Here is a 13,085-nt window from a genome sequence, read left to right as displayed (position 1 = left end):
GGCGACTATTCTATAATACTTGCTGAATTTAAGCAGCCCTAGAGGACGAGATGCAGCAAGAGAATATTCAACATTTGGCGATAGTGCGCTTATCCGCTTTGGGGGATGTATGTCACGCTATGGCAGTGGTTCAGTCTATTATGAAACGCTATCCCTCCATGCGAGTGACTTGGGTGACTTCTCCTTTAGAAGCTAAGCTTGTGCGCTTGCTGGAAGGTGTGGACGTTGTTGAATACGACAAAAAAAGCGGTTTTTCTGGTTTGTTGGCATTACGCTCTCAGTTAAAAGGTCAGGTCTTTGATGTGCTGCTGCACTTACAGTGGTCAATTCGAGCGAGTTTGGTATCAAGAATGATTCGAGCGAAGCGACGTATAGGTTTTGCTTTGTCACATTCTCGTGAGCGACAGCATTGGTTTGTGAATGAGTATGCTCCAGAGCCGAAAGGCGAGCATGTACTGGATTCGTTTTTATCTATTGCAAGTGTGCTTGGTGTTGATCAGCCTTCTTTGCCTTGCGAGCTTTCTTTGCCTGCTGAAACATTTGGATTGCCAGCCAAGTATGTGGTGATTAATCCATCTGCGTCCCAAGCAGAGCGTAATTGGACGATAGAAGGCTATCAAGCAATATTGGACTATTTATTAGCGAAAGGAATATGTCCCGTCATGACGGGTGGTCCATCCCAAGACGAGATAGATTTTGCCAACAGTATCATGGCTGATCGCGCAGAAAACGTTGTCAATCTGGTTGGGAAAACACCCTTGGATATGATGTTGTCGGTGTTAAGAAATGCAGCTTTGGTTATCTCTCCAGACACTGGGCCTGCACACATGGCGACACTGGTGGGAACGCCTGTTTTGGGGTTATATGCGCACTCCGATCCTCGGCGTACTGGGCCTTACCGCGATTTGGATAAGTTGATCAGTGTTTACGATGAACTGGTAGAGAAAGAATATCAGAAGCCAGCAGCAGAATTGCCTTGGTCAACACGCGTGCATGACCCTAAGGCCATGCAGCATATTAAAGTAGAGTCTGTTTTAGCGAAGTTAAAAACGCTTATTTAATCAGAGATTGCTCTGCTAATTTAAGGTCTAATGTCGCCTTTAATAGCTTGTATAGCTGAATAGAGGCGTCAATTTCTTCTTTGCGGTTGGTCAAACTTTCTATGTTTAGGCCTAAAGGAACGCCTAGTGGTAAAGCGATTTCGATAATCTGCTCTAAAGCGTTTCGACATATCTTAATAGATTCGTCCAGTGGTGCTTCGGCATCTAAAATACGGTGTTTTGTTGCTTCTGGTACCGAAATGCCTAGCCATTCCATGAACTCTAATGTTTTTGCGCTGCCGCAAGGTGTGAAGGTTAGAATGATGCGTTTTGGTGCTTCACCCTTTTCTTTGCAGGTTCTTGCGTAACGGCTGATGAGGTCTGCTGTCGCTTGGTGATTATATACGGCTTGCGAAATGAAAAATTCACAACCAGCTTCTGTTTTTTTGCTTAAACGTAAATGTTCATCGCCTTTTTTAGCGTGGCGTTCAGCGATTGTGACACCGCCCAAATTAAAAGAGTGTTCAGATGCTTTTAGGGTTTCATAAGCCTGTGGCAGTGGCAATTTAATATCGCCACTGGAAGAAGGTGAGCCTACCAAGACTAGGTCTCGAATGCCATATTGTTCCCATGCTTCAGAAAGCCAACCTGAAAACTCTTCTGAGCTACGAGATGAGACAGATTTGTAAGTGATAACAGGTTTTCCAGACTGTTGGTGAAGGCGTTTAGACCAAGCTCGCGGGTCGTGAGTTTCCATAAAAGGAAAAGGGCGAGGTTTATCAATACGGCTGGTTTCATCTTGAATGTCGTAAACAACCAAACCATCGATGTCGATATTATCAAGACGTTCAAGCAATTTTTGACTAACTTGTGCGAGTTGCTCTTCTTCAAGCGAAGATTTTGGTGGCGTTGTGCCGATAAAGTAGATACCACGTGTAGGGTCTTGAAACTTTGTTGCCAATTCCGATTTCATAATGTCACACTCTAAATAGACGCGGCAGGATAATGGTGTTCTGCTCTGCGGTATGTTTGTTTGTTGGATCTATTCTAACAGTGAAATGAATTCAAGGCTTTCTTCTAAAGTTGAATTATATTGTAGTTGAAGTGAAGGTGGTTAATCTTCTGGTGATCTGATGAGCTTGCTGAGTCGATGATGAATCTAAGGAGGCGTCATGTTAAATAAAGAGTTAAAGGGGTTGTCTGAGACAAAAACGTCAGGGTTGCCTCCAGTACACACATGGTCTCCACCTTTTTGTGGAGACATGAATATGGTGATCAAGGCGAATGGTGAGTGGTTTCACGAAGGTGGGAAGATCAATCGTCCAGCTATGGTCACTATGTTCAGCCGTATATTGTGGTTTGAGGAAGGTGAATACTTCCTGGTGACACCGGTGGAAAAGGTGCGAATTCAAGTGGAAGATGCTCCTTTTTTAGTGACGGGTTGGCAGTGGGTAGAGACAAGCGCGGGTCGTGCTATTGAATTTATTACGCAAACAGAGGATGTCCTTATTCTAGGAGTTGATTGTGATATTTGGCTTGAGAAGTTTCAAAACGAAGAGCGGCCTTATGTTTCTATGCGCTACGGGATGAGGGCTTTGGTCAACCGCAATGTGTTTTATGGCATCGCTGACTGCTTGGAACAAGTTGTTACAGCTGAAGGCTCCGGAATGGGGGTGATAAGTGCGGGTAAAAGCTATCTTTTAATGAAAGATGAATGACGAATTTCTTTGCGTCTAGGTTATAATACAAGTATTAAACGTAACACTTGGTTTGCGTCGTATTTTAGTATTAAAGGGGTATTTTTTTGTTATTTGAAGAATTTGGTTTTGATAATCGTATTTTAACGTCCATCGGTCATTTGGGATTTGATAAGGCAACTGAAATTCAAGCTCGTGCCATCCCAGAGGCAATGGCTGGTCGCGATTTATTAGCGTCCTCAAAAACCGGTTCAGGAAAAACACTTGCTTACCTTTTGCCTGCGCTGCATCGAGTTTATAAAAAGAAAGCCTTGTCCAAACGTGATCCACGAGTGGTTATTTTGGTGCCGACTCGTGAGTTGGCAAAACAGGTATATGGACAACTACGACTTTTGTTAGCGTCCAGCCGTTTTACTTCAATTCTGATTCAAGGCGGTGAAAACTTTAACGATCAGCACAAGTTGCTACAAAAAGATCCGCACTTTATCGTGGCTACTCCCGGGCGTTTGGTCGATCACTTAAAGCAGCGTCATGTGTTTTTAGAAGGTCTGGAATTGCTTGTTTTGGACGAAGCTGATCGTATGTTGGATTTGGGCTTTGCTGATGCCATGAGAGCCATTAATGCGGCTGCAAATCACCGTCAACGTCAGACGTTATTCTTTTCAGCGACCCTTGATAATACAGAAGTCAGCACGATTGCCAGTGAACTGTTGCGAGAACCTTCGCGTGTGGCTGTAGGGCAGGGCTTTGATGAGCACACAGACATATCGCAACACGTTTTACTGTGTGATCACCTAGATCACAAAGAAGCATTATTAAAGCACCTTTTGACGGGGCAAACGATTAAGCAAGCCATTGTTTTTACGGCAACGAAGAATGATACAGTTCGTTTATCCAACATGATTGCTGATTGGGGATTGACGACTCAGGCATTAAACGGAAATTTATCGCAAAGCGCTCGTAATAAAACGATGGAAAGTTTTGCTAAGGGCCAATTTGACGTCTTAGTCAGTACCGATGTCGCATCTCGTGGTTTGGATATTGCCAGTGTATCGCATGTATTTAACTTCGACTTACCAAAACAAGCTGAAGAATTTGTTCATAGAACCGGACGTACTGGACGGGCAGGATTTAAAGGAGATGCTTATTCGCTCGTTGGCCCTAAAGATTGGGTGAACTTTAAAGCGATAGAAGCTTTCTTGCAGAAAACCTTTTCGACAGAAGTGATTGAAGGGCTAGAAGGCAAGTTTAAAGGATTGTTACCTCCTAAGCCGGCTCGCTCAGTGAGTAAAAAGCCTAAAGCCCAAGCGTCCAAAAAATCGTCTAAAAAGGTGACTAAGAAAGCGCCTGCGAAAGCACGTTTTCATGATAACCAACAGGATGGTTTTGAGGCGTTTAAATTGCCTGCTAAACGTGCTGATTCAAAACCTAATTTTGGTGATGAAGACGAGTAATTCGTTGCTTTTAGATGACTTTTGGAACAGAAAAGATTTTTTAATTGACAGGTGAACCATATTCACGCTATTGGTTAATCTTTCTTATCTATTGGAGATGAGCTTATTAATCGTTTGCCCCCATTGAACTCGTTGAAGTGTTTTGAATCTGCGGCTCGACATGGCAGTTTCAATAAAGCAGCCAAGGAATTGTCTGTAACACCTTCTGCAATTAGTCATCAAATTAAAGGTCTAGAAAGCTTTCTAGGTCTTGAATTGTTTCGACGCACTAAAAGAAAAGTAGTGTTAACTGAGGCTGGGGAGTCTTATTTAAAGCCGATTAAAAGTATTTTTGAGCAATTGGAAAATGCGACTTCTGAGCTGAAAAGTAAGCAGAAATCAGGATCGCTTCGATTGGCTGTTGCGCCAGCGTTTCTTACGCGTTGGTTAATGCCAAGGATGGAGCGGTTTCAGCAGCGATACCCAGATATCGAAATTGAGATTAGCTCTTCAACAGGCTTGATTGATTTTTCTGCAAATGACATCGATATGGCTGTGTATTTTGGTGCAGGGGACTGGGAGGACGTTGAAGCGCATTACCTGCGTCCTGCTCGTCTTGCGCCTGTCTGTAATCCGCGATTAATAAAGCCAGAACAGCCAATAAATAAGCCTGAAGATATGCGTTTTTATCCACTTCTTCATGTTACAAAACGAAAGGATGAATGGCACGATTGGCTGCAGCAACATGACCTTGATCCTAAATTATTTCGTCGTGGATTAATGTTTTCCAGTGGCTCTTTAACGGCTGGTGCTGCGGCACAAGGTTTGGGTATTTCTTTAACAGACCCTGAGCTAATCATGCCCGAGATAGAAGCTGGGACGCTAAAGGTTCTGTTTAATCAGCATTTAATTACAAACCGCTCGTTTTATTTGGTTTATGAAAAGCGTCGTTCAGTAACATCGGCAATGTCGGCTTTTAAAGAGTGGATTATTGAAGAGATGGCTGGCAATCAGCATTCTTGAGCCTTGGGTTACCCATAATAAAGTTTTTTCACATAAATATGAGAGTTTATATATGAGCACAGCGTTAACGGTGAACAGCTATTTTAATGATCAGGTTAAGTCCATTGCGTTGGAAAATGCAGAAGGAACTTCAACAGTAGGCGTAATGGCTGTTGGTGAATATGAGTTTGGGACAAGCCAGCGTGAGTACATGACTGTTGTATCAGGTGCTTTGACCGTTAAGCTACCAGCACAAACTGATTGGAAGTCATTCGCCAAAGGCGACACTTTTATTGTGGAAGCAAATCAAAGCTTCCAAGTGAAAGTAGAAGAAACAACAGCATACCTTTGCCGTTACGAATAATTTCTATTTTTGTTTATGAGTAAAAAAAGGGGCTGATTTTTAAATCAGCCCCTTTTTTATGGTTCTTTTGGTGTGGTTATTAACTTAACCACCAACTACGTTAACAAGTAAGGTGACTTTATCGCCTGGTTGAACGTACTTTTGGCTGCCAACTTTGGGGTTCCAGTCTCTAATATCGTTAATGGAAACCTTGAATTTATTGGCTACGACAGCCAATGACTCACCAGACCGAATGGTATAAACCACTTTCTTCATCACACTGCGAGTGCTCTTTTCAGAGGCTTTTGGCTCTAGCCAAACGACAAGCTTTTTGCCTGGCATTAGCGGATCGCCAAGGCCCATGTTGTTCCATCGAGCCAGTGTTTTGCTGTCTATTGAGTATTTGTTAGAAATTAGCCACAAACTATCACCTGGTTTAACTGTGTAGTTTATTTTTATTCTATTACGGTTTGGTGCTCGGGACTGTTTTGCAAGCAATCTTTGATGAGAGCTTAGGGTGTAGCTTTCTATATCGTTACCAGCAACAGGGATCATTAGCTCTTGGCCAACACGAATCATCGTGGAAGAGATCTTGTTTACGTTTTGAAGCACGTTCACAGTGGTGTTGTGTTGTTTCGCAACGAGTAATAAGTTGTCGCCAGCTTTTACTGTGTAGCGAACCCAAGTTACACGTTCCTTACTTGGTATTTCTGCCAGCTTGGTTCTAAACAGTTTGGCTTTTGATATAGGCATTAATAAACGATGAGGGCCATCTGGAGACGTTGCCCATTGATTAAAGCCTGGGTTTAGCAGGTACACTTCATCGATACTTATTTCGGCCATATCTGCTGCTTGCGCCAAATCAAGTTGGCCGCCGATATTGACTACATCAAAGTAGGGTTTGTTCGGGATAAAATACGTTGAGTAGTTGTATTTTTCCGGATTCTTGATGATTTTAGCCAGTGCGATGAGTTTTGGAACATAGGCACGAGTTTCTTTTGGCAAATCGAGAGACCAGAAGTCAGTCGGTTTACCTGCTTTCTTATTCTTTCTAATCGCTCTTAATACCGTGCCTTCACCTGAGTTGTAAGACGCCAGCGCATGTAGCCAGTTTCCGTCAAACATTTTATGTAGGCGTGTTAGGTAAGCGATAGCGGCTTGGGTCGAGCCAATAATGTCTCTGCGACCGTCGTACCACCAAGTTTGATCAAGTCCATACATTTGACCTGTCGAAGGAATAAACTGCCAAGGGCCAGAAGCACGACCATGGCTGTATCCAAAAGGGTCAAAGCCACTTTCGACGATCGGTAATAGGGCGATTTCAGTCGGAATGCCCGCTTTTTCTAGCTCTTCAACAATGTAGTACAAATAGCGCTCACCACGCTTTGACACTCTGTCAAGGTAGGAAGGATGAGAGCTAAACCAGCGAAGTTGTGATGATAGGCGAGGACGATCTATATCAAGGTCTAGACCGTATCCAGCGCGTATTCTTTCCCAAATATCTGCCGGTGCTTTTGGTTTTTCTATAACGGCAATGGGCTCATCTGGTTGAGTTGTTTGCTCTTCTTCTGCGCTGTCTACAGGAGGAACAGTATCAATAAAGCCTAATTGCTCTGTGTCGGCCTCTGGAACATCTGCGTCTTCTGTTGCTTCTACGGAATCATTAGACGGATTGCTTTGATCAAGTTTTGAGGTGGTTTGGCATGCACTGAGAACGAGGCAGGCAAGACAAATCCAGAAAATTTTATAGGTCATTTAGGTCACAATTTTGGATAAAGTTTGCTCATTTTAAAGACGTTGCGATAGAGGTCAACTAAAACTATCTTTGGCGCGTCTTACTTGGCTGAATGCGGCGACGGAATCTGTGGCTGGTTTTTCTTTAAGTTGTTGTGCTGCCTGATTTTTTAGTGACGTTATATGGGTTCTTAAAAAAGGATTAGTTTTTTTCTCTAAGCTTAATGTCGTAGGCAATGTTACTTCATTATTAGAGCGTTGCTTTTGACCATTATTATTGCTCTGTATTAGGTCTGGATTGTCTGGCTCAAGAGAAAGGGCGAATCGGTAGTTCGCTAATGTGTATTCATGAGTTGCGTAGATTATTGTGTTGTCTGGCAAGCTTGAGATCTTTTCCATGGCTTTGAGCATTTGCTCTGGAGTGCCTTCCATTATGCGTCCACAGCCGCCTTTAAATAGGGTGTCGCCGCTGAATAAAAGAGGGTCTTGGTTGTCTGAAAAATAGCAGAGGTGATCCAGAGTGTGTCCAGGGGTTGCTAGAATGCGAAAGCTTGCTGAAAACACGTCGATTGTGTCGCCTTCGGCTATTGGATGCGTCACTAGTTCGGTTAGGTGATTTGGTCCATAAACAGGGCAATTGAATTGTTTTTTTAGCTCAGCCACACCTCCAGTATGATCTTTATGGTGGTGCGTAATCAAAATGCCCACTAGGCTCATGTTATGCTTGTTGCAATAAGTTAGAACCACTTCAGCGTCTCCTGGGTCTACTGCCCAGATGCGCGAGCTATCTTTATCTTGGATGATCCAGATATAATTGTCCTGAAAAGCAGGGAGCGGAAAGATGGTCATAGGTTGTCAACTTTATCAAGGTTGTTATATTTCATATGGCGTGCTTAAAAAATAAATACATCGTCATGCCGTTATAAATAGAGAATTCATTGTATGTTGGATGATCAATCAAGACAATTTTTTCAGAAATGGTACAAAAGTAATTTAGGTGAAAGCTTATTAGAGCTGGAGAAGAGTCAGCTTGACTCCGAGCTAGATTCCGCTGTGGGTTACTATCTAGTGACTCAGTCGCCTCTTAAAAATTTGCCATTGAAAAACCACCGGCTGCGCGAAAGTATTATGATTGCCCCTGCGCTAGAATTCGGAGCGCCTAATAATACAGTGGTGGCAAGGGCAAGCGAATTGCCCCTTGAGTCTGATGGTGTTGATGTGCATATATTTCATCACTTGTTGGATATTTCTGCCACACCCCATGACGACTTGCGAGAAGCTGCAAGAACCTTGTTGCCCAGCGGAAAGCTCATCATTATTGGTTTTAATCCTTGGGGGTTATGGGGGATTCGTCGGCTCTTTAGTAAGAAAGTTAAGGCGCCTTGGTGTGGGCAATTTATTCGTCATAGACGTTTAGAGGACTGGTTGAAAGTAGCAGGTTTAACCTTAGAATCGACCCGTTTTATTTATTATGAACCGCCCCTACAAAGTAGCAAGTGGCGGGGCCGTTTTGCTTGGATTGATAAGCTATTAAGGCCGTTAAAATTACCTTTTAGTGGAGTCTATGTAATGACTGCAACCAAGCAAGTTAGGCGTTTTATTCCATTAAAACCTCGTTGGTCTGGCGCTCGAGTTCGGGTGCCTCCTTTAACAAAACCAACAGCAAAAGAGATGAAGTAGTGAAAAAAGTTGTGATGTATACAGACGGTGCCTGTAAAGGAAACCCAGGTATTGGTGGTTGGGGTGCATGGTTAACCTTTGGAGAGCATGAAAAGCGCTTATGTGGTGGTGAACATGACACAACCAATAATCGTATGGAGCTGATGGGCGCTATAGAAGGTCTTCGCGCCTTAAAGGAAGTGTGTTCAGTAACACTTTATACGGATTCTTCTTATGTGCAAAAAGGCATTACAGAATGGTTAGCTGGCTGGAAGCGTAAAGGCTGGATGACGGCCTCCAAGCAACCGGTTAAAAATAAAGATTTGTGGCAAGCTCTTGATGAACAGTGCCAGTACCATGAGGTTACATGGAAATGGGTAAAAGGGCATGCGGGTATTGAAGGCAATGAAATTGCCGATCAGTTGGCAAATCAGGGGATTGAAGAGTTAAGGGCGGCATCATGAGACAGGTTGTTCTTGATACAGAAACAACAGGCATAGATCCACGACAAGGCCATCGTATTATCGAGATTGGTTGCGTTGAAATGATTGGTCGAAAGCTAACGAATCGTCACTTTCATGTTTATATCAATCCGGATCGAGAAGTAGAAGAAGAGGCGTTTAGAGTTCATGGTATTAGTAATGAATTTCTAGCAGACAAGCCACGTTTTCATGAAGTTGCCCAAGAGTTCTTTGATTTCATTAAAGGTGCGGAGCTAATAATCCATAATGCCCCGTTTGATATTGGCTTCATGGATGCTGAATTTGCTCGCATCGGTGGCTTTCCTAAAACTGAAGAAGTATGCAGTGTTTTTGACAGCTTAGTTTATGCCCGTAAAAAACACCCAGGCCAAAAGAACAATCTTGATATTCTCTGTAAACGTTATGGCATAGACAACTCTCATCGTGAATTACACGGAGCCCTTCTTGACTCCGAAATTCTTGCTGATGTCTATTTGTTGATGACGGGCGGCCAGACCAGTTTAGGTTTGGCGAATCATTCCGACTCTGATTCGAAAGAAGAAGGAGAAGTCGAATCGATTCGTCGTTTCTCTGCGGATCGTCCCGCACTGAAAGTCATTAGAGCAAACGCGGATGAGCTAAAGGCTCATGAAGAACGTTTGGATCTAATTGATAAAAAGTCAGGTCAGTCTTTATGGCGGATTAAGCACTAGCAGATAAGTGAGTGTGGTTAAGCTTACTTGATTATGTTTTGGTGTAACCCAAAAAAAAGCCCTCTTCGAAAGAGGGCTTTTTTATACGTTAAAAGTACTTAGCTTACATTGGTGTGCTAAGTGCTTGAGTGTTGGGAGAGAGTCTCACAATAAGTAGGTCACACAGAGTCCGCCGACAACACTCAAAACGATTGTGTAAGGCAGCGCCATCCACACCATCTTTCCATAAGATAAGCGAAGCAATGGTGCGATAGCGGACGTTAATAGGAATAGGAACGCAGCTTGACCGTTTGGTGTCGCTACACTTGGAAGGTTGGTGCCGGTGTTGACGGCTACAGCTAACGTATCAAAGTGCTCACGAGTAATGTTACCAGCATCCAATGCTGCTTTAATTTCGTTAATATAAACAGTGGCGACAAAGACGTTATCACTGATGGCTGATAATAATCCGTTGGCAATAAAAAGCATTAGTGGCTGCTGGTTTGTTGGCATATTCAACACGACATCAATCACAGGTTGGAATAAATGTTGTGCATGAATCACCGATACCACAGTGAAAAAAACCACTAGCAGCGCAGTGAAAGGCAGAGACTCTTCAAACGCGTGGCCAATACGATGCTCTTCAATGATGCCATTAAATGACGTCAATAAAACAATAACCATCAAGCCAACCAAGCCAACTTCAGCGACATGGAATGCCAATGATAACATTAAGAGAATGGCAACAATGCCTTGGACTATAAGTTGTGCTTTGATCTTGTTCGTGTGTTTTTGGCTTTCTTCTTTTTCAAAGTTATTCAGAATGTCTCGAACTGTGTCTGGCAGCTGAGCGCCGTAGTCAAACCAAGCTGTTTTTTCTAATACGATTACGGTCAATAAACCACAGAGTAGAACTGGCATTGAGACAGGTGCTACATTCAGGAAAAATTCACCGAAGTTCCAGCCAGCTACTTTAGCAATAAGTAAGTTTTGTGGTTCGCCTACCAAAGTAGCCACACCGCCAAGTGCTGTACCAACGGCTCCATGCATTAATAAATCACGTAAAAAAGAGCGGAATTCATTTAGATCTTCGGCGTTAACAGGCAGGATTGAATCGTCTTTTCCGTGGTCGTGATTTTTATTAGAACTTTGGCCAGAAGCGGCCTTGTGATAGACCGAATAAAAACCGACGCCAACACTAATAAGAACAGCTGTCACGGTTAATGCATCTAAAAAGGCGGAGAGTAGGGCTGCAGAAAAGCTAAATATCAACGAAATAACGATCTTAGATTTTACTTTTACGAGCAGTTTATTGAAGATAAACAACAGCATATCTTTCATGAAATAAATGCCTGCCACCATGAACATCAAAAGTAGGATCACTTCAATGTTATGGGAAACCTCTGAGTACACGCCTTCTGGTGTGGTAAGGCCAAGCACGACAGCTTCGATGGCAAGTAGTCCGCCAGGCTGTAATGGGTAGCATTTTAGCGCCATGGCGAGTGTGAAAATGAACTCAATAATGAGAAGCCAACCAGCAACGAATGGCCCTAATACGACCAAAACGATTGGGTTGATAATCAAAAATGCTAAGATTATTTGCTTATACCAAAGCGGCGAGGCACCGAGGAAGTTTCTTCCAAACGATTGGGATAACGAAGGTGTCATTTGTTGCTCCTTTATAGAAAGGCACTTAAATGTGCAAAAAAACTAACAGGATTTTTTTACTTTTCTGGGGCAATCAAAAGAATCTTGTTAGCTTTCTTATTCTTGGTATAACTAGGAAGATTGTTCAAAGTGTGCAGATAATAAGGTAAATACAACACAGTATCTATAGCGTTATATCATTGAAAGAGATTGTTATTTATAAAAATACCCCCAATATGCCAAGAACTTATGAATATTTAGAGGAAGTGAATGTTGGAATTTTTTGCGGATTACGCTGGTTTTTTGTTGAAACTGCTTAGTGTGGCTTTGGTTATTGGTTTTTTGTTGGCCATGATGGCAGGTGGGAAACGCAAGTCTCAACCAGGGAGTTTGTCTGTTACTAAGCTAAATGAGCACTATGACGAAATGAAGGTTGAGCTCGATCGTCAGTTGTTAGATAAAAAGGCGCTTAAAAACTTAGAGAAAGAAAAAAAGAAAAAAGACAAACTAGAGAAAAAAGCACAGAAGAAAGAGCCTGCTGAGACTGAGAAGGCAGATAAAAAGCGCTTATATGTGTTGGACTTTGATGGTGATATAAAAGCGTCCGCAGTGGAGTCTTTGCGAGAAGAAATTACAGCGGTACTCAGTGTTGCTAAGCCGAAAGATGAAGTGGTTGTTCGTCTTGAGAGTGGTGGTGGGGTCGTTCATGGTTATGGTTTGGCGGCGTCTCAATTGCAGCGTATTCGTGAAGCTGGAATTCCATTGACTGTTTGTGTTGATAAAGTAGCAGCAAGTGGCGGCTATATGATGGCGTGTGTGGCCGATAAAATCATCGCCGCTCCTTTTGCTATTTTGGGCTCTATTGGTGTAGTGGCACAAATTCCGAATGTTCATCGATTGTTGGATAAAAGTTTGATTGATGTTGAGCTTCATACGGCAGGTCGTTACAAGCGCACTTTGACCATGTTGGGTGAAAACACCGAGGAAGGTCGTGAAAAATTCAAGCAAGACCTAGAAGACACTCATGGCTTATTTAAGCGTTTTGTTTCTGGTCAGCGTCCACAGTTGGATATTGAAGACATTGCGACGGGCGATACTTGGTATGGCTCAGAGGCGTTGGAAAATAAATTGGTTGATGTGGTGATGACGAGTGATGCGTACTTGGTGTCTCATTATCACGATACAGAGGTAGTGCGCGTTGTCTATAAACAACCAAAGGGAATGGCGGAACGTTTAGGTTTGTCTTTCTTTTCTGTGGTTGAGCAAAAAGCGGTGTCTTGGTTTAGCCGTTTAACGCAATCGCGAGGTTATTAACTTCGACGTACTTGTCTTGGTTAATGCATTTAAAAAGGCCGCATTCTATGAATGCGGCCTTTT

The 13,085-nt window shown here is 42.9% G+C and carries 13 protein-coding genes; 9 read left to right on the top strand and 4 right to left on the bottom strand.

Going from position 1 to position 13,085, the window contains the following annotated elements:
- The first annotated feature begins 50 nt into the window (after positions 1-50).
- On the top strand, positions 51-1,061 hold the full coding sequence (locus C1X04_RS11815; protein WP_137170024.1) for a glycosyltransferase family 9 protein: 1,011 nt from the start codon (positions 51-53) through the stop codon (positions 1,059-1,061).
- Here C1X04_RS11815 and C1X04_RS11810 read toward each other — a convergent pair.
- A complete protein-coding gene (locus C1X04_RS11810; protein WP_110573539.1) occupies positions 1,054-2,013 on the bottom strand; it encodes a methylenetetrahydrofolate reductase in 960 nt (319 codons plus the stop codon). The two genes, C1X04_RS11815 and C1X04_RS11810, sit on opposite strands and share 8 nt — an antisense overlap.
- Before the next feature lie 199 nt (positions 2,014-2,212).
- Here C1X04_RS11810 and C1X04_RS11805 point away from each other — a divergent pair, with 199 nt between their 5' ends.
- The 4 genes from C1X04_RS11805 (at position 2,213) to C1X04_RS11790 (ending at position 5,536) form a co-directional block, all read left to right on the top strand.
- Complete coding sequence (locus tag C1X04_RS11805) at positions 2,213-2,758, top strand: DUF1285 domain-containing protein (RefSeq protein WP_137170023.1); 546 nt, start codon at positions 2,213-2,215, stop codon at positions 2,756-2,758.
- An 86-nt stretch (positions 2,759-2,844) separates the two neighbouring features.
- A complete protein-coding gene (locus tag C1X04_RS11800) occupies positions 2,845-4,191 on the top strand; it encodes a DEAD/DEAH box helicase (protein ID WP_110573535.1) in 1,347 nt (448 codons plus the stop codon).
- 114 nt (positions 4,192-4,305) lie between these two features.
- Positions 4,306-5,193, top strand: coding sequence for a transcriptional regulator GcvA (gene gcvA, locus C1X04_RS11795; protein WP_342767498.1), 888 nt, complete (start codon positions 4,306-4,308; stop codon positions 5,191-5,193).
- 52 nt (positions 5,194-5,245) lie between these two features.
- Positions 5,246-5,536 (top strand): pyrimidine/purine nucleoside phosphorylase, encoded by a 291-nt coding sequence (locus tag C1X04_RS11790; protein WP_110573531.1) that lies wholly within the window; start codon positions 5,246-5,248, stop codon positions 5,534-5,536.
- Positions 5,537-5,620: 84 nt separating this feature from the next.
- Here C1X04_RS11790 and C1X04_RS11785 read toward each other — a convergent pair whose 3' ends face one another.
- Both C1X04_RS11785 and gloB read right to left on the bottom strand, forming a co-directional pair.
- Positions 5,621-7,270 carry a LysM peptidoglycan-binding domain-containing protein gene (locus C1X04_RS11785; RefSeq protein ID WP_137170022.1) on the bottom strand — a complete coding sequence of 550 codons (1,650 nt, stop codon included), beginning with the start codon at positions 7,268-7,270 and terminating at the stop codon, positions 5,621-5,623.
- Positions 7,271-7,324: 54 nt separating this feature from the next.
- Positions 7,325-8,098: a hydroxyacylglutathione hydrolase gene (gloB, locus tag C1X04_RS11780; protein ID WP_137170021.1), complete on the bottom strand. Its 774-nt coding sequence runs from the start codon at positions 8,096-8,098 to the stop codon at positions 7,325-7,327.
- 93 nt (positions 8,099-8,191) lie between these two features.
- On the opposite strand from gloB, the gene C1X04_RS11775 reads away from it, so the two are divergent.
- The 3 genes from C1X04_RS11775 to dnaQ are packed head-to-tail and all read left to right on the top strand — an operon-like array spanning position 8,192 to position 10,082.
- The gene (locus C1X04_RS11775) at positions 8,192-8,929 is read left to right on the top strand and encodes a class I SAM-dependent methyltransferase (protein WP_110573524.1); all 738 of its coding nucleotides are present in this window, start codon (positions 8,192-8,194) and stop codon (positions 8,927-8,929) included.
- A complete protein-coding gene (gene rnhA, locus C1X04_RS11770) occupies positions 8,929-9,372 on the top strand; it encodes a ribonuclease HI (protein WP_254682252.1) in 444 nt (147 codons plus the stop codon). The genes C1X04_RS11775 and rnhA overlap by 1 nt, the downstream gene beginning before the upstream one ends.
- A complete protein-coding gene (dnaQ, locus tag C1X04_RS11765; protein ID WP_110573522.1) occupies positions 9,369-10,082 on the top strand; it encodes a DNA polymerase III subunit epsilon in 714 nt (237 codons plus the stop codon). The genes rnhA and dnaQ overlap by 4 nt, the downstream gene beginning before the upstream one ends.
- A 144-nt stretch (positions 10,083-10,226) precedes the next feature.
- Here the strand turns inward: dnaQ and nhaB are convergent, their stop codons facing one another.
- A complete protein-coding gene (gene nhaB, locus C1X04_RS11760) occupies positions 10,227-11,729 on the bottom strand; it encodes a sodium/proton antiporter NhaB (RefSeq protein ID WP_110573520.1) in 1,503 nt (500 codons plus the stop codon).
- A gap of 249 nt (positions 11,730-11,978) precedes the next feature.
- On the opposite strand from nhaB, the gene sohB reads away from it, so the two are divergent.
- On the top strand, positions 11,979-13,022 hold the full coding sequence (sohB, locus tag C1X04_RS11755; RefSeq protein WP_342767497.1) for a protease SohB: 1,044 nt from the start codon (positions 11,979-11,981) through the stop codon (positions 13,020-13,022).
- Positions 13,023-13,085: the final 63 nt, after the last annotated feature.

It is taken from the genome of Marinomonas sp. FW-1, assembly GCF_005222245.1.
GTDB lineage: Bacteria > Pseudomonadota > Gammaproteobacteria > Pseudomonadales > Marinomonadaceae > Marinomonas > Marinomonas alcarazii.
This window is presented reverse-complemented; position numbering and strand designations above follow the sequence as displayed.